12 protein-coding genes are annotated in these 16,528 nt (G+C 66.0%); 8 read left to right on the top strand and 4 right to left on the bottom strand.

Features of this window, described 5'->3' with window-relative positions; all coding sequences use genetic code 11:
• Position 1 precedes the first annotated feature (1 nt).
• Together J2X53_RS09895 and J2X53_RS09900 are read left to right on the top strand one after the other, a co-directional pair.
• On the top strand, positions 2-1,669 hold the full coding sequence (locus tag J2X53_RS09895; RefSeq protein ID WP_349037311.1) for a LysM peptidoglycan-binding domain-containing protein: 1,668 nt from the start codon (positions 2-4) through the stop codon (positions 1,667-1,669).
• A 60-nt stretch (positions 1,670-1,729) separates the two neighbouring features.
• Positions 1,730-3,544 carry an ABC transporter ATP-binding protein/permease gene (locus tag J2X53_RS09900; protein WP_349037312.1) on the top strand — a complete coding sequence of 605 codons (1,815 nt, stop codon included), beginning with the start codon at positions 1,730-1,732 and terminating at the stop codon, positions 3,542-3,544.
• Between the two features lie 23 nt (positions 3,545-3,567).
• Here the strand turns inward: J2X53_RS09900 and J2X53_RS09905 are convergent, their stop codons facing one another.
• Together J2X53_RS09905 and J2X53_RS09910 are read right to left on the bottom strand one after the other, a co-directional pair.
• The gene (locus J2X53_RS09905; protein WP_349037313.1) at positions 3,568-7,080 is read right to left on the bottom strand and encodes an efflux RND transporter permease subunit; all 3,513 of its coding nucleotides are present in this window, start codon (positions 7,078-7,080) and stop codon (positions 3,568-3,570) included.
• A complete protein-coding gene (locus tag J2X53_RS09910) occupies positions 7,077-8,231 on the bottom strand; it encodes an efflux RND transporter periplasmic adaptor subunit (RefSeq protein ID WP_349037314.1) in 1,155 nt (384 codons plus the stop codon). The genes J2X53_RS09905 and J2X53_RS09910 overlap by 4 nt, the downstream gene beginning before the upstream one ends.
• Positions 8,232-8,442: 211 nt before the next feature.
• On the opposite strand from J2X53_RS09910, the gene J2X53_RS09915 reads away from it, so the two are divergent.
• The 4 genes from J2X53_RS09915 to ndk all read left to right on the top strand — a co-directional run bounded on the left by J2X53_RS09915 (position 8,443) and on the right by ndk (position 12,549).
• On the top strand, positions 8,443-9,102 hold the full coding sequence (locus tag J2X53_RS09915) for a hypothetical protein (RefSeq protein WP_349037315.1): 660 nt from the start codon (positions 8,443-8,445) through the stop codon (positions 9,100-9,102).
• Between the two features lie 41 nt (positions 9,103-9,143).
• Positions 9,144-10,493: a PQQ-binding-like beta-propeller repeat protein gene (locus J2X53_RS09920; RefSeq protein WP_349037316.1), complete on the top strand. Its 1,350-nt coding sequence runs from the start codon at positions 9,144-9,146 to the stop codon at positions 10,491-10,493.
• Between the two features lie 53 nt (positions 10,494-10,546).
• On the top strand, positions 10,547-12,007 hold the full coding sequence (gene der, locus J2X53_RS09925; RefSeq protein ID WP_349037317.1) for a ribosome biogenesis GTPase Der: 1,461 nt from the start codon (positions 10,547-10,549) through the stop codon (positions 12,005-12,007).
• 119 nt (positions 12,008-12,126) lie between these two features.
• Positions 12,127-12,549, top strand: coding sequence for a nucleoside-diphosphate kinase (gene ndk / locus J2X53_RS09930; RefSeq protein ID WP_349037318.1), 423 nt, complete (start codon positions 12,127-12,129; stop codon positions 12,547-12,549).
• Positions 12,550-12,597: 48 nt separating this feature from the next.
• On the opposite strand, the gene J2X53_RS09935 is transcribed toward ndk, so the two are convergent.
• The gene (locus J2X53_RS09935; RefSeq protein WP_349037319.1) at positions 12,598-12,948 is read right to left on the bottom strand and encodes a TfoX/Sxy family protein; all 351 of its coding nucleotides are present in this window, start codon (positions 12,946-12,948) and stop codon (positions 12,598-12,600) included.
• A 371-nt stretch (positions 12,949-13,319) separates the two neighbouring features.
• The gene (locus tag J2X53_RS09940; protein ID WP_349037320.1) at positions 13,320-13,514 is read right to left on the bottom strand and encodes a heavy-metal-associated domain-containing protein; all 195 of its coding nucleotides are present in this window, start codon (positions 13,512-13,514) and stop codon (positions 13,320-13,322) included.
• Positions 13,515-13,640: 126 nt separating this feature from the next.
• Between J2X53_RS09940 and J2X53_RS09945 the strand changes: the two genes are divergently transcribed.
• Positions 13,641-16,064: a heavy metal translocating P-type ATPase gene (locus tag J2X53_RS09945; protein WP_349037321.1), complete on the top strand. Its 2,424-nt coding sequence runs from the start codon at positions 13,641-13,643 to the stop codon at positions 16,062-16,064.
• Positions 16,061-16,498: a Cu(I)-responsive transcriptional regulator gene (gene cueR / locus J2X53_RS09950; protein ID WP_349037322.1), complete on the top strand. Its 438-nt coding sequence runs from the start codon at positions 16,061-16,063 to the stop codon at positions 16,496-16,498. Before J2X53_RS09945 ends, cueR begins: the two co-directional genes overlap by 4 nt.
• Positions 16,499-16,528 lie beyond the last annotated feature (30 nt).

Raw genomic sequence — 16,528 nt, forward strand, 5'->3', positions numbered from 1 at the left:
TATGGCGGACGGGACGGGATCAGGCACAGGCGCCCGCGCGGCGCTGTTGGCCGGAGGTGCGGCTGTGGTGGCGGTGGTGGTCGGGCTGCTGTGGCCTGCACGCGCACCGGATGGGCCCGTCGCCGAATCACCCGCCGTTGCACCCGCGCCAGTGGCTGTGCTGCCGGAGGTTCCGGCTGAGTCAGAGCTTGTGTCAGACGATGAGGCAGCACCGGAGCCGGAGCCGGAGAGTGCGGCTCGCGCAGGGGATAAGGCGGGGCAAGAGGTTTTGGCCGAGGGCGGGGAGAGTGCTGAGCAGGCTGCCGTTGCCGTTGGCCCGGATGCTGTAGCCCCGGAGCCGGTCTTGCCCGGTTTTGACAGCTACCGGGTCGAGGCGGATGGCGCTGCCGTGGTGGCGGGCCGGGCAGAGCCTATGACGGTGATCTCGGTATTGGTAGACGGGGTTGCGGTGGCAGAGGTGCAGGCGGGGGGCGATGGCAGTTTTGCGGCATTGTTCACCCTTGCCCCCAACCCGCAGCCCAGCCTGATGACATTGGAAGCCGTGCTGCCGGATGGTCGCAGGCTGGCATCGGCGCAATCTGTCGCGCTGGGGCCGATCGCCGGGCCGGTTGTGGTGGCAGAGGTTGCGCCGGACGCGAGTTCCGAGGCTGTCGCGGAGGCTGCGCCAGATGCTCCGGAAGCGACTGGTCCAGACGCTGCTGTATCAGAAGCGACCGTGCCGGAGACCGTGGGCGAAGCAGAGCCGGTGCCAGACGCAGAGCCGGGTACAGGTGCTGAAAACCTTGCTCTGGCAGAGTCTGGCCCGACGCCTGCACCTGCACCAGAGCCTGCTTCCGATCCCGTGTCTGTGCCAGATGCAGCGCCCGCGCCGCCGGTGGCGTTGCTGGTGACAGACGAGGGTGCAACTGTGGTGCAGGCGCCGGTGACGGCAAATGCAGGGGCAAGCGCCGATGCAGGCGAGGTGACCGCGGTGCTGCTGGAGGCGATTTCCTATTCGCCGACCGGGGCGGTGCAGTTGTCGGGCCGGGGGCAGGCCGGGCAGGCGGTGCGGATCTATCTGGACAATGCGCAGGTGGCCGATGCCGGGATTGCGGCAACGGGCCTGTGGCAGCTGACGCTGGGCGACACCGCACCGGGGATTTACACGATGCGCGTCGATCAGATTGAAGGCGCGGGCAAGGTGACGGCCCGGTTCGAGACCCCGTTCAAGCGCGAAACGCTGGAGGCTTTGGCGGCACTGTCGCAACCCGCCGCCACTGATGCTGTGGCTGATCCTGCGCCCGAGGCTGCCGCCCCGGGTACCGGAGCGTCTGCAACCGCGGCGGCGGATGCCCCCCGCGCAGGCACCGATGCGCCCCCAACTGCCGACGCGCCGCAGGTTGCGGCAGCGCCGACGGCCCCGAGTGCCGCAACCGACCCCGCACCCGCCGCGCCGGACCCGGCATCTGCCCCTGCGGCGGTTGCGGCAGATGCCGCGGCCGTCCCGCTGGCGCCACCCCCACCGGTGACGGTGACAGTGCAGCCCGGCTTTACCCTGTGGGGCATCGCGCGCGAGAATTTCGGCGCAGGCGTGATGTATGTGCAGGTCTACGAGGCCAACCGCGACAAGATCCGCAACCCGGATCTGATTTATCCGGGTCAGGTCTTTGCTATTCCGCAAAAGCCCTGATCCCGCTCTGGCCATTTGTGACGGCACACCCTAGGTATTGGGGCCGAAAAGAGGCCCCTCATGTTTGACCCTGCTCCCAAAGACGCCCCGGCCAGTGGCTTTCAGACCATGGCACGTGTGATCCCCTATCTGTGGCCTCCGGGTCAGGGCTGGGTGAAACGGCGGGTGGTGGCGTCGCTTTTGCTGTTGGTGATGGCCAAGGTCATCTCGGTCTCGACCCCGGCGATCTATAAGCAGGCGGTGGATGCGCTGGCGGGGGATGCACCCGATACGGCCACCCTGCTGGGGCTGGCAGCGGTGGGGTTGACGATTGCCTATGGGATGGCCCGGCTGTTGACGGTGGCCTTCAACGAGGCCCGCGATGCGGTGTTCGTGCGGGTGGGGCAACGCGCCCTGCGCCAGCTGGCGCTGGAGACATTCACCCATATCCACCGCCTGAGCTTGCGCTATCACATCACCCGCAAGACCGGGGGCCTAAGCCGGATCATCGAGCGTGGGGTCAAGGGTGTCGATTTCCTGCTGCGCTTCATGCTGCTGTCAATCGGGCCGCTGATTCTGGAACTCACCATGGTGGCGATCATTTTCGCCGTGGTCTTTGGCTGGAAATATGCGGCGGTGGTGGTGGTGGTGATCACCATTTACGTCGCCTTTACCTTCAAGGTCACCGAATGGCGGGTCGCGATCCGGCGCGAGATGAATGCGCAGGACACCGATGCCAACCAGAAGGCAATCGACTCGCTGCTGAACTATGAAACGGTGAAATACTTCAACGCCGAGGGGATGGAGGCCGCGCGCTACGACAATGCGATGCGGCAATATGAGGTGGCGGCGGTCAAGACCGGGCTTTCGCTGGCGTTCCTGAACCTTGGGCAGGCGTTCCTGATCACCACCGGCCTTGTCATCGTGATGGTGATGGCGGCGCGCGGGGTGCAGGCGGGGGATCTGACGGTCGGCGATTTCGTCATGGTCAACGCCTATATGATCCAGATCACCATGCCGCTGAACTTCCTTGGCACGGTCTACCGCGAGATCCGGCAGGCGCTGGTCGATATGGGCGAGATGTTTGGCCTGCTCGGCCAACCTGCCGAGGTGGTGGACAAGCCGGGCGCGCCGGATCTGGTGGTGACGCAAGGCGAGGTCACGTTTGACAATGTGCGCTTTGACTATGACCCGACCCGGCCGATCCTGAAGGGCGTGAGCTTTACCGTGGCCCCGGGGCAGCGCATTGCGCTGGTGGGGCCGTCAGGCTCGGGCAAATCGACGATCGGGCGGCTGTTGTTCCGGTTCTATGATGTGACCAGCGGGGCGATCCGCATTGACGGGCAGGATCTGCGCGATGTGACGCAGACCAGCATCCACGGCCAGATCGGGGTGGTGCCGCAGGATACCGTGCTGTTCAACGATACGGTCTATTACAACATCGCCTATGGCCGCGCCGGGGCCTCGCGCGACGAGGTGGAAGCGGCGGCAAAAGCGGCGCGCATTCACGATTTCATCATCTCCTTGCCCGAGGGCTATGAGACCACGGTGGGTGAGCGCGGGCTGAAACTGTCGGGCGGCGAAAAGCAGCGGGTGGGGATTGCCCGCACCCTGCTGAAAAACCCGCCGATCCTGATTCTGGATGAGGCGACATCGGCGCTGGACACCCAGACCGAGCGCGACATTCAGGACAGCCTGCTGCTGATGGGGCAGGGCCGGTCGGTGATCACCATCGCGCACCGCCTGTCCACCATCGCCGATGCCGATCAGATCATCGTGCTGGAGGCGGGCGAGATTGTCGAGCAGGGCACGCATGAGGTGCTGCTGTCCAATGGCGGGCGCTATGCGGCGATGTGGGCCCGGCAATCGGCGGAAGAAGAGGACGCGGCGGCGTAAGCGCCGCTTCCTCCTCTTTGGCGCTATTCGGCGGCGTTGCGCACCGGGTAGGGCGCGGTGGGGGCCGGAGCCTCTTCCCACAGGATCAGCGGGCTTTGCACCGCGCGGGCGGCGCGGGTCAGGGCCAGATCGCGCGCCTCGACGCTGCCCTTGCCATGGGCGAGCGCCGACAGCTGCGCCCAGCCCCGGTAGGCCCCGGCCCAGAACCAGACCCGCAGCGCCAAAAGCGAGGGCGTCAGCACCAGCGTCAGCACGGTGGCGATGCCAAGGCCAAAGACTACGGCAGTCGCCAGCTGCTTCCACCACAGCGCTGACGGGCTGTTGAGCGTGTAGCCTCCGGCCAGAAAATCGACCGACAGGCCGAACATCATCGGCGCAAGACCCGCCATCGTGGTGATGGTGGTCAGAAGCACCGGGCGCAGGCGTTGTTCGGCGGTGCGGGTGATCGCCTCCAGCTTTGGCATGTAGCGGCTGAATTCCTGATAGGTGTCGATCAGGATGATGTTGTTGTTTACCACGATCCCAGCCAAGGCCACGATGCCGGTGCCGGTCATGATGATGCTGAATGTCTGGCCCATCACCATCATGCCGACCAGAACCCCGGTGGTCGACAGGACCACCGCCAGCAGCACCAGCACCGCGTTGTAGACCGAGTTGAACTGCGCCAGCAGGATGATGAACATCAGCCCCAGCGCCCCGGCAAAGGCCTGCGCCAGAAACGCCCCGGCCTCGGCCTGATCTTCCTGATCGCCGGTCCAGACCCAGCTGACACCCTGCGGCAGCGGGTTGGTATTCAGCCATTCGGTCAGGGCCGTGATGCGCTCGGTGGCATTGATCGGCACGCCATCTGCCCGCGTCAGGCCGGGGGCGACATCGGCCTTGATGTCGTAGATCCGCTGCTCATCCACCCGGTCGATGCGGCCCAGCTTGGCCACCGGCTTGCGGGTGATGAAGTTGGACAAGGGCACCAGCCCGTCATTGGTGCGGACTTTCAGCGAATCGAGGGTGGAGAGCACGCGGTCGGCTTCGGGCAGGCGGACACGGATCTCGATTTCCTCATCCGAGCTTTCGACCCGCATGGTGTCGAGCATCACGCCGCGCGTCACCAGTTGCACCATGCCGCCCACGGTCGCGACATCGGCGCCGAAGCGCCCGGCGCGGGCGACATCGACGGTGATTTCCCAGTCGATGCCGGGCAGGGGGCGGGTGTCCTCAATGCCGATGATGCCCTCCATCCCCGCCATCCGGGCGCGGATGGTTTCCACCGCCTGATCCAGCGCGGCAAAGTCGTCACCCGACAGCCGCAGGTGCAGCGGCTTGCCCGAGGCCGGGCCAGAGGCCCCGGCCAGCACCTCGATGCGGATGCCGGGAATGGCTTGCAGCCGTTCGGTCAGGCTGGCGATGATGCGCTCGCCGCCAAGCGCCGGGTCATCGCTGCGCTCTTCCCATGGGGCCAGCTCCAGCTGGATCTGGCCGACGCTGTCGAGCGGTGACTGCGCGCCGCCGGTATTGGCGTTCAAGCCACCGGAACCGGCAAAGGAGAAGGTGGATTTCACCCCCGGCGTGCCGACGACCAGATCCTCGGCCTGCCGCAGCAGCGCGTCCTTTTCCGTCAGCGACAGGTTGCCGCGCGCCTGCACGTAGACGATGGCCTGCTCCGGTTCGGTGGCGACAAAGAATTCCACCCCTTTGCCATGCTGGGCATAAAGGCCGAAAATCAGGATCACAAAGCCGATGACGGCGGCGATGGACACCAGCGGCATGACCGGGTTTCCGGTCAGAAAGCGGATCACCCGGCCAAAGGGGCTGCGGCGGTACCCGGCGACGATTTTGGCGCGGCGGATGGGTTTTGCAGCCTCCAGCGTGATCGAGGCGGCAAAGCCGCCCAGCATCGCCAGCACCGCCCCGGGCAGCAGCGACGCAGCGCCAGTGCTGCGCGGGGCCAGCAACAGCGCCACGCCGGTGAACAGCACCACCAGCGACAGCGCGACCAGCACCAGCCGCAGCCAGAGCGGGCGGGGGCGCAGCAGGGTGGCGATGGTTTCAAGCTGGCGGGTGACGCGCCCCGCCACACCGCCGACCACCGGCACATAGATCAGCGCCACCAAAAGCGAGGCGGTCAGCACAAAGATCAGCGTGACCGGCAGCATCCCCATGAATTCGCCCGCAACCCCCGGCCAGAACAGCATCGGCAAAAAGGCGCAGAGCGTGGTGGCGGTCGAGCTGACGATGGGCCAGAACATCCGCTTGGCCGCTTCGGTATAGGCGGCCATCGGGCCGGAGCCGTCCTGAATGCGCTTGTCGGCATATTCGACCACCACGATGCCGCCATCGACCAGCATGCCGACCGCCAGGATCAGGCCGAACATCACGATGTTCGACACGGAAATGCCCAGCACGGCAAAGAAGGCAAAGGTCAGCAGAAAGGTGGTCGGGATGGAAAAGCCGACCAGCAGCGCCGAGCGGGTACCAAGGGCGGCCAGCACCACCACCATCACCAGCGCGATGGCGGTCAGCACAGCGCCTTCCAACTGGCGCACCATGCCTTCGACATTGACCGACTGATCCAGCGATGCCGCGACCGAGACCGAGCGGCGCAGCGGTTCGGGCCAGGCGGCGACCTCGGCCGCGACCGTGGCCTCGACCAGGCGGGTGGTGTCGATCAGGTTAAAGCCTTTGCGTTTGACCACCTGGATAGCCACGGTCGACTCGCCGTTGAACCGGGCGGTGCCGGTCGGGTCTTCAAAGGTCAGGTTGATCTGGGCCAGATCGCCCAGCGTGATGGTGCGGTCGCCGTTGACCTTGACCGGCAGGCCGTACACCTGCGCGGGCGTGTTGAAGCTGGACGGGATCTTGACCGCAAACGCGCCGCTGGCGGTTTCCACCTCGCCCGCCGCGATCAGCTGATTGTTGCGGGTGACAACCGTGATCAGCTCGGCGGCGGTGATGTTATAGGCCTCCAGCTTCAGCGGGTCGATCAGCACCTCCAGCATCTCGTCGCGGTGGCCGGCGAGTTCGGCTTTCAGCACCGGCTCCAGCGCGGCAATTTTGGTTTGCAGATCCTTGGCGGCGCGCAGCAGCGTGCGTTCGGGCACATCGCCCGACAGCGCGATCACCAGAATCGGAAATTCGCTGAAATTGATCTCGTTGACCGAGTATTTGTCAGCCCCGGCCGGAAACTTTGCCTCGGCGGTGTTCATCCGGTCGCGGACATCGGCGATGGTCTGCGACTTGTTCCAGCCGAATTCGAATTCCAGCGCCACGCCGCCATAGCCTTCTGCCGCCGTGCCGGAGATCGTTTTCAGACCATCGAGGCCGGACAGCTCCTGCTCCATCACCTTGACCAGCAGGGTTTCGGAGTCGGCGGCGGAAATGCCGGGGAAGGGGACCGAGACGAACAGCGCGGGGATGTCGATGTCGGGCTCGCCCTCTTTGGGCAGGCTGACATAGGCCAGCACCCCCGCCGCCACCGACAGCAGGATAAAGGCCACCACCATCCGGGCGCGGGCGGCGGCCCAGTCGATGATGCCGGTCATGGCGTTGTCCGATCCAGGGGGGGCGCGGCCTGTTGCAGGGTGACGGCGACCGGCGTGCCGTCGGTCACGTATTCCTGACCCACGGTGATGACCGTTGCCTCATCGGGCAGGCCGGTGACCAGCATGCCATCGACGGTATCGCGGAGCACGGTGACGGGGGCAAAGCGGGCCACCCCGTCAACAGCCAGCCGCACGCCCAGCACGCCGGTATTGTCCAGCGTCAGGCTGGAGGCGGGCAGAAGATGCGCCATCACGCCATCAGCGGCGACCAGCATTTCGGCGGTCTGACCATCGCGGATCGTAAGGTCGGTGTTGGGCACGGTCACCTCAACCCGAAAGGTGCGGGTGGCGGGATCGGCAGAGCGCGACAGAAAGGTGACGCGGCCCTGCACCTCGCGCCCCGAGATCAGCCGCGCCCCGGCCACCGCGCCGACCGAGATGCGGTCAACATCGGCCTCGGGCACAAAGCCGACCAGCTTGATCGGGTCAAGCTGGATCACGGTGGCGCAGGCGCCGCCGGGTTGCAACAGGCTGCCCAGCTCGGCGGTGTCGGTCTCCAGCAGCCCCTCGAACGGGGCGGTGACGGTCAGACGGGAAATGTCGATGCGGATGGCATCCAGCGCCGAGCGCGCCGATTGCACCCCGGCGCGGGCCGATTCCAGCGCCGCCTCGGTGCTGATGCGGCGGGTCTCGGAGGCAAAACCCCCCTCATTCAGCCGATTGGCGGCATCGGCGTTCACCTCGGCCTCGCGCAGGCGGGCCTGTGCTTCGGCCACGCGGGCATCCGCCTCGGCCTCTTGTTGCGGTCGGGTGCCGGGGTCCAGCTCGCACAGGGTCTGGCCCTTGGTCACAAAGGCTCCGCGCCGCAGCGGTTCAGACCGGATCAGCCCGCCGGTTTCGGCCCGCACCTCGACCTGACGCGCGGCCTCGGTCCGGCCCCGGGCGATCACGGCATTTTGCACCTGACTGGCCTGAGACACCACGGCGACCACCGAAATCGCGCCATCGGCGGTGACGGTGGCTTGTGGCTGGTCTGTATCAGGCGGGGTGGGCTGTGCGGCCGTGGTGGCCATAAGCCGGTCACGTTCGAACACGGCAACATAGAGCGTTGCAGCCACAGCAAGGGCGGTGAGGGGTGGAAGGATACGCATGGATACCTTTTCAAGCCGCTGTCGCTGGCCGCAATCTAAGCTTTGTGCCGCGTTGCGGCAAGTCGCCTGCGGGAAGGTAAGCGGGGGGCGGGGCTTGGCAAGCCCTTGTGCTTGCGTGTAAGACAGGGGCCGAAGGGTGTGGTCTGAGAGGTTTCAGACTGTCCCCCGCCCGAGTCCGGTTCTGAAGCGCCCTTTTGAAAGCCAAAGTGACGTGAGCAATCCCGATAGTTTCATCCAGGAAGTCACCGAAGAGGTGCGCCGCGACCGGTTGTATTCTTATTTCCGCAAGTACGGCTGGATTCCCGCATTGATCGTTGTGGCCGTTGTCGCAGGTACCGCTTGGACCGAATGGTCAAAGGCGCGCAATGCGTCACAGGCGCAGGCCTTTGGCGATACCCTATTGGACGCGCTGGATCTGGGCGGCGCTGACGCGCGGCGCGAGGCTTTGGCCGCTGTTCCGGCAGATGGTGCGCAAAGGGCGGTGCTGGCGCTGCTGCTGGCCTCTGACCCGGTCGAGGACCGCGCGGGCTCGCTGGCCGCGCTGGAACAACTGGCCGCAGATACATCGCAGCCGCAAAGCTACCGTGATCTGGCCGTGCTGCGCCGGGTGATCCTGGCCGGGGCCGATCTGCCGCTGGCGGAACGCCGCGCAGCTCTGGACCCGGTGGCGGCAGCGGGGCGGCCGTTCCGCCCGCTGGCGCTGGAGCAGTTGGCCTATCTGCTGGTCGAAGAGGGCCGCACCGAAGATGCGATTGCCGCGCTGCGCGCGCTGACGCAGGATCAGCAGGCCCCGGCGGGCTTGCGTGGCCGGGCGGGACAGATGATTGTGGCGCTTGGGGGCGATGCCGCCCCCGCAAGTGACGCCGGGTGAACCGGTACGGCAGGCATAACGCCGGGGGAGTGGAGCAGGTGGTGAAACAGAAGCGCAATCTGGGACTGTCGGCAGTTGCCGCTGTCATGCTGCTGTCTGCGTGTGAACGCGAGGTGATTCTGACCGGAGAGCGCTTTCCGGTGCGCGCCGATCTGGATGCCTCGATCCCGGTCGCCGGGCAGCCTGCCCCGGTGGCCCCATCCTCGCGTCCGGCCAATCAAAGCGTGCCAATTTCCTTGCCCGCCCCCTCGGCCAATGCCGAGTGGAGCCATCGCGGCGGCTCTGCCCGCCACGCCTCGCCGCACGGGCGGTTGTCGGCAGCCCCGGCGCGGGTGTGGAGCGCGAGTATCGGCACCGGATCCAGCCGGATGAACCGGATTTCCGCCGCCCCTGTGGTGGCCGATGGCCGGATTGTGACGCTGGACAGCCGCGCCCGCGTGGTGGCGACCGCAACCAATGGCGCGACGCTGTGGCAGACCGAACTGACCCCGCAATTTGATCGCGGTGGCGAGGTGTCGGGCGGCGGTGTGGCGCTGGGTGGCGGCATGGTTTTTGTCGCGACCGGCTATGGTGAGTTGGTGGCCTTGCAGGCCAGCACCGGCGCTGTGGTCTGGCGGCAGCGGCTGGCAAGCCCGGTTTCGGGCGCACCGGCTTATGATGGCGGCACGGTCTATGTGGCCACCCGCGATGGCGCGGGTTGGGCGGTGGATGCCCGCAACGGCAAGGTGCAATGGACCGTGCCGGGCCTGCCCAATACGCTCGCCGTCACCGGGTCTTCGGCCCCGGCTGTGACCGACCGCAACGTGATTTTCCCGTTCCCCAGTGGCGAGCTGGTCTCGGCCCTGCGCCTGAATGGCGTGCGGGTCTGGGGCGCGCCGGTGACCGGGCAACGCCCGGGGCGCGGTTATCAGGGGCTGGTCGATGTGACCGGCGACCCGGTGATCGTGGGCAGCACGATTTACGCGGGCACCGCAGCGGGCCGGACGGCGGCAATCAACGCCGGCACCGGCGACCGGATCTGGACGGCGGTAGAGGGCGCGATGAACCCGCCGCTGGTGGTGGGCGGATCGGTGTTTGTCGTGAACGACGAGGCGCGTCTGGTGCGGCTGGATGCGGCCACCGGCGCGGTCATCTGGATGGCCGACATGCCGTATTTCGAGAATGAAAAGCCCAAACGGCAAAAGGCGATCACCGCGCATTATGGCCCGGTTCTGGCCGGTGGGCGCATTGTGGTTGTCTCGGGTGACGGGCTGTTGCGGCAGTTCAGCGCGACCGATGGCACGCTGGTCGGCACGGCGGAAATTCCCGGCGGGGCGGCGGCAGCACCGGCGCTTGCGGGCGGCGCGCTCTATGTCGTCAGCACCAACGGGCAACTTCACGCTTTCCGTTAGGGCCAAAGCCCTGTATGGGGTTCGGCTTGAATGAACCCGGACCTGTATAAGACATGAGCTTTACCCTCGCCATCGTGGGCCGCCCGAATGTGGGCAAGTCAACGCTTTTCAACCGCCTTGTCGGGCGCAAGCTGGCTTTGGTCGACGACCAGCCGGGCGTCACCCGCGATCTGCGCGAGGGCGACGCCAAGCTGTTCGACCTGCGCTTTACCGTGATCGACACCGCCGGGCTGGAGGAGGTCACCGATGACTCTCTGCAAGGCCGGATGCGGCGTCTGACCGAACGCGCCGTCGACATGGCCGATGTCTGTCTGTTCCTGATTGATGGGCGCGTCGGCGTGAACCCGACGGACGAGGTGTTTGCCGAGATCCTACGCAAAAAGGCCGCGCGGGTTATTCTGGGCGTGAACAAGGCCGAAGGCCGCGCCGGGGAAGATGGCGCGCTGGAGGCCTGGTCGCTGGGTCTGGGCGAGCCGCTGCGGATTTCCGCCGAACATGGCGAGGGGATGGATGATTTGTATCGTCTTCTCAAGCCGCTGGAAGGCGAATTTGCCGAGCGTGAGGCCGAGAACAGCCCGCTGGTCGATGTCGATATTTCCGAAGAGGATGCCGAGGTCGAGGCCGATGAATTCGCGCACCGGCCCACGATCAAGAAGCCGCTGCAGATTGCGGTGATCGGGCGGCCCAATGCCGGAAAATCCACGCTGATCAACAAGATCATCGGCGAAGATCGCCTGCTGACCGGGCCAGAGGCCGGGATCACCCGCGACGCGATTTCGGTCAAGTCGGACTGGTTGGGCACGCCCATTCGTATCTTCGACACCGCGGGCATGAGAAAGCGCGCGAAAGTCACGGAAAAGCTTGAGAAACTCTCGGTCGCTGACGGTTTGCGCGCCGTGCGCTTTGCCGAGGTGGTCGTAGTGCTGCTGGATGTCGAAATCCCGTTTGAATCCCAGGACTTGCGGATCGCAGATTATGCAGAGTCTGAAGGCCGGGCTGTGGTGATCGCGGTCAACAAATGGGATCTGGAAGACGAAAAGCAGGACAAGCTGGCCGAGCTGAAAGAGATGTTCGACCGCCTGCTGCCGCAGCTGCGCGGAGCTCCGCTGGTGACCGTCTCGGCCAAGACCGGCCGGGGCCTTGACCGGCTGCACGACGCCATCCGCCGCGCGCATGACACCTGGAACAAGCGCATCACGACCAACCGGCTGAACACCTGGCTGGGCGCGATGACCGAGGCGCATCCGCCACCGGCCCCGGGCGGCCACCGGATCAAGCTGCGTTACATGACGCAGGTGAAAACGCGCCCGCCGGGGTTCGTGATCAAATGTTCGCGGCCCGATGAATTGGCGGAAAGCTATAAACGCTATCTGGTCAATGGCTTGCGCGAGCATTTTGACATGCCCGGCACGCCGATCCGACTGTTCTTCCGCAGCCAGGCGAATGACAATCCGTTCAAGGATCGCAAATTCCATACGCCAAGCCGTCTGCGCAAGCATATGGACAAGAAGTAACCCCGACTGTCCCCGGACCGTCGCGGGCTTTTCATCATCCGCGCCCCATGCTAGGGACGCGCCGCAATTCACGCAAGGGCGCAGGGCTGGGGCCTTGACCCGTTACAGGAGACGCCGAAATGGCCATCGAACGCACGCTTTCCATCATCAAACCCGACGCGACCAAGCGCAATCTGACCGGCAAGATCGTTGCCAAGTTCGAAGAAGCTGGCCTGCGCGTTGTCGCATCCAAGCGCATTCACCTGTCGGCGGCTCAGGCCGGCGCGTTCTACGCCGAGCATTCCGAGCGCGGGTTCTACGGTGAGCTGTGTGAGTTCATGGCGTCCGAGCCGGTTGTCGTGCAGGTTCTGGAAGGCGAAGGCGCCATTGCCAAAAACCGCGAAGTGATGGGTGCCACCGATCCGGCACAAGCCGATGACGGCACCATCCGCAAGGATTTCGCTTTGTCCAAAGGCGAAAACTCGGTTCACGGGTCGGACAGCGCCGAGTCGGCAGCCCGCGAAATCGCATTCTTCTTCTCGGGTCTTGAACTGGTTGGTTGAGGTCAAGCGGGGTCTTGAACTGGTTGGCTGACGCCAACCGGGGGGCGGCTAGCGCCGCTCTACCACGCCAAAAAACTGAAGGGCCGCCTCCAGATCGGAGCGGCCCTTTTCCTTTGTGCCGGTCAGGCTGGCTTTGATCGCGTCAAAGCGTTTGCGCAGGGCGATTTTCTCGGCACCTTTGCAATCGTTCCACGGGCGGCCCTGAAGGCCCATCACCAGCACATAATAGCCGATGAAATGCGGCGCGCTGCCGGACAAGAGCAGGCGGCGATAGGCTTCATCCGCGCCGATCTCACGCAGTTCGGTGGCAGAATGAATACCGGCGCGGGCAAATGCCGCCTCTGACGCGGGGCCGAGGTTGGGGATGGAAGAGACCGGATCAGAGGTATCGGCAGACATGGACCACCCGCAGAATCACAACGGGGCCAGCGTGACCGCTGACCCCGTCTTGTTCAAGCCTGTTCTTTATATGTTCTTCAGATCGACGCCCAATCCTTGAACACTGGCGCGCCACTCTGCTGCTGGGGTGCGGGTTTGCCGCCTTGCTGCTGTTGGCCGCCTTGCTGAGGCGTGGAATTCTGTTGCGGGGTCATTTTCTGCTCCATCTGACCATTTGCCTGCCGTGTCTTCAGCATTGGCACGGCTTGGGGCCGCAACAAGACGAAAACATGACAGTGCGGCGACGCTTTATGCTGGCTGTGGACAACCCGCAACAGACGAAGCGATCACGTTTCCGAATTGTGCATCCCGTGGCAAAAGCGCGCTGATGGTCAGCCCGGAATGATCTGAGCCGGGAAGCCGATGGCATCAAGCGCCTTGAGCAATTGTTGATCCTCGCCGCCTTCGACGCTGACGCGGCGGCCGGGCAGGTCAACCGTTACGGTTTCGGCAAGCGGGGTCAGGGCGGCCTCGACCGAGGCTTTGCAATGGCCGCAGGACATGTCGGGCACGGATAGCAGGGTCATCATCATCTCCATTTTCACCTATGTGGGGCTTCCGGTAGCGGGAAGGTCAAGGGGAAATGAATCCGGGGGCAGGGCTTGACCTTCCCATGACTGGAAGCCTTATATGCTGCTGCAAAGGAGAGCATCATGACCACTTTGCCCACGGGTCTGCCCGGACACCGCCCCCTGCAACTGCGACTGGAGGGGATGAGCTGCGCCTCTTGTGTGGGGCGGGCTGAGAGGGTGCTGAAGGCGCTGCCGGGGGTGACAGAGGTAAGCGTAAACCTGTCAACCGAGACGGCAGAGATGCAGCTGGCCGCGCCCGCAACGCTGCCGCAAGTGGCCGACGCGTTGACCGCAGCGGGCTATCCGCCCCGTGTGACCGAGATCACGCTGGCGGTGGAAGGGATGACCTGCGCCGCCTGCACCGGGCGGGTGGAGCGGGTGCTGCGGGCCCAACCGGGGGTGATCGGGGCGAGCGCCAATCTGGCGCTGCGACAGGCGCAGGTGCAACTGACCGGGGACGGTGACGCGCAGGCGCTTGCCGCAGCAGTGACGCGGGCGGGGTATGTAACCGTGCCGCTGTCGGAAGCGAAACCTGTGACCCCTGAAGGGGAAACCCGCGCCTTGTGGCGCGATGCCGCTTTCGCGGGCGCGCTGACGCTGCCGGTGTTCGTGACCGAGATGGGCGGGCATCTGGTGCCGGCCTTTCACCATTGGCTGCACGCGACGGTTGGCATGGGGCCACTGTGGCTGATGCAGTTCGTGCTGGTGACGCTGGTGCTGGCGTTTCCGGGCCGACGGTTTCTGGCCAAGGGCATACCGGCGCTGCTGCGTGGCGGGCCGGATATGAACTCCTTGGTGGCGGTCGGTACCTTGGCGGCCTGGGGCTGGTCAACGGTGGTGCTGTTCGCGCCGGGGCTGGTGCCCGAAGCGTCACGCGCGGTGTATTTCGAGGCGGCGGCGGTGATCGTGACGCTGATCCTGCTGGGCCGTGCGCTGGAGGCGCGGGCGCGCGGGCAGGCGGGGGCGGCGATTGCGCGGCTGGTCGGATTGCAGCCCAAAACGGCTTGGGTGGAAGTGGATGGCGTGGTGACGGCCCGTCCGGTGGCGGATCTTGCCCCCGGCATGGTGGTGCAGATCCGCCCCGGGGAGCGGGTGGCGGTGGATGGCGTGGTGCTGGACGGCGCCTCATCGGTGGATGAGGCGATGCTGACCGGCGAGCCTTTGCCGGTGACCAAAGGGACGGGAGACACGGTCACGGGGGGCACGGTGAACGGCACCGGGGCGTTGCGGGTGCGGGTGGCGCAGGTCGGCGCGGGCACGGTCCTGGCGCGGATCACCACGATGGTGGCCGAGGCGCAGGGCGGCAAGCTGCCGGTGCAGGCGCTGGTCGACCGGGTGACGCTGTGGTTTGTGCCGGTGGTGATGGGCGTGTCTGTGCTGACCTTTGCGCTGTGGCTGGTCTTTGGGCCGGGCTTGGCGCAAGCGGTTGCGGCGGCGGTGGCGGTGCTGATCATCGCCTGCCCCTGTGCGATGGGGCTGGCGACTCCGGTATCCATCCTTGTGGGAACGGGCCGTGCGGCCGAACTGGGCGTGCTGTTCCGTCGGGGTGAGGCGATGCAGCGGCTGGCGTCGGTGACCGAGGTGGCGTTTGACAAGACCGGCACGCTGACCGAAGGGCGGCCGGTTGTGGTGCAGGTGCTGGGTGCTGCAGAGACGCTGGTGCTGGCGGCGGCGGTCGAGGCTGCGTCTGAGCACCCGCTGGCGCAGGCGGTGCTGGCCGAGGCGGTGCGGCTGGGGCTTGCGGTGCCGGGGGCCACGGGCTTTGCCGCGCGCCCCGGGTTTGGCGCCACGGCGCAGGTGGCGGGGCAAAGCGTCAGCGTGGGGGCGGCGCGGATGTTTGACACGGTGCCGCAGGATCTGACCGCAGCGGCGGACAAGGCGGCGGGGCAGGGTCAGTCGGTGCTGTTCGTGGCGGTGGATGGCGTCGTGACTGGGCTGATCACTGTCGCTGATACCGTCAAACCCCATGCGGCGCAGGCGGTGGTGGCGCTGCAGAGCCTTGGCCTGCGGGTGCGGATGATTTCCGGCGACACACCAGCGGCAGCGCGGGCGATCGGGGCTTCGCTTGGGATTGATGCGGTGCAGGCCGGGGTGCTGCCCGAGGGCAAGCTGGAGGCGATCCGGGCGGCGGGGCCGGATCTGGCCTTTGTCGGCGACGGCATCAACGATGCGCCCGCGCTTGCGGCGGCGGGGGTGGGGATTGCCATGGGCACCGGCACCGATATTGCGATAGAGGCGGGCGATGTGGTGCTGATGCGTGGCGATCCGTTGGCAGTGGTGGATGCCATTGGCATCGGGCGCGCAACCTTGCGCAACATCCGGCAAAATCTGCTCTGGGCGTTCGGCTATAATGCGGCGCTGATCCCGGTGGCGGCGGGGGCCCTGGTGCCGTTTGGCGGGCCGGGGCTGTCGCCGATGCTGGCGGCGGGGGCGATGGCGCTGTCATCGGTGTTTGTACTAAGCAACGCGTTGCGGTTGCGGGCGTTCCGGGGGATCAGGACATGAACATCAAGGATGTGGCAGAACGGTCGGGACTGCCGGCCAAAACCATCCGCTACTATGAGGAGATCGGGCTGATCCGGCCGTTACGGTCGGCCAATGGCTACCGGAGCTTCCGCGATAGCGATCTGCACAAACTGACCTTTCTGTCACGCGCCCGCTCGCTTGGTTTTTCCATCGAGGATTGCCGCACCCTGCTGGCGCTGTATGAAGATCACAGCCGCGCTTCGGCAGATGTGAAAGCGGTGGCCAATGCCCATCTGGCGCGGATCGCGGAAAAGATTGCGGAACTGCGCGCGATGGAGGCAACGCTGAGCCATCTGGTCGGGGCCTGCGCCGGCGATGCGCGGCCCGATTGCCCGATCCTCGCCGGGCTGGAGGCGGGTTTGCCCGCGACGCGGGAGAGTTTGCCGTGCTGTGAGCCATCTCAGCAAGACTGACCCCGGTTTAAACACCCCGATGGGGGAAGC

Origin of the sequence: Pseudotabrizicola sp. 4114, from assembly GCF_031457365.1 — a bacterium.
Lineage (GTDB): Bacteria > Pseudomonadota > Alphaproteobacteria > Rhodobacterales > Rhodobacteraceae > Pseudotabrizicola.

What these genes read in the sequence shown, in the direction of transcription:
- J2X53_RS09940 (WP_349037320.1), bottom strand. Translation starts at nt 13,514, where the DNA reads ATGACCCTGCTATCCGTGCCCGACATGTCCTGCGGCCATTGCAAAGCC.
- J2X53_RS09935 (WP_349037319.1), bottom strand. Translation starts at nt 12,948, where the DNA reads ATGTCTGCCGATACCTCTGATCCGGTCTCTTCCATCCCCAACCTCGGC.
- ndk (WP_349037318.1), top strand. Translation starts at nt 12,127, where the DNA reads ATGGCCATCGAACGCACGCTTTCCATCATCAAACCCGACGCGACCAAG.
- J2X53_RS09900 (WP_349037312.1), top strand. Translation starts at nt 1,730, where the DNA reads ATGTTTGACCCTGCTCCCAAAGACGCCCCGGCCAGTGGCTTTCAGACC.
- der (WP_349037317.1), top strand. Translation starts at nt 10,547, where the DNA reads ATGAGCTTTACCCTCGCCATCGTGGGCCGCCCGAATGTGGGCAAGTCA.
- J2X53_RS09910 (WP_349037314.1), bottom strand. Translation starts at nt 8,231, where the DNA reads ATGCGTATCCTTCCACCCCTCACCGCCCTTGCTGTGGCTGCAACGCTC.
- J2X53_RS09895 (WP_349037311.1), top strand. Translation starts at nt 2, where the DNA reads ATGGCGGACGGGACGGGATCAGGCACAGGCGCCCGCGCGGCGCTGTTG.
- cueR (WP_349037322.1), top strand. Translation starts at nt 16,061, where the DNA reads ATGAACATCAAGGATGTGGCAGAACGGTCGGGACTGCCGGCCAAAACC.
- J2X53_RS09945 (WP_349037321.1), top strand. Translation starts at nt 13,641, where the DNA reads ATGACCACTTTGCCCACGGGTCTGCCCGGACACCGCCCCCTGCAACTG.
- J2X53_RS09905 (WP_349037313.1), bottom strand. Translation starts at nt 7,080, where the DNA reads ATGACCGGCATCATCGACTGGGCCGCCGCCCGCGCCCGGATGGTGGTG.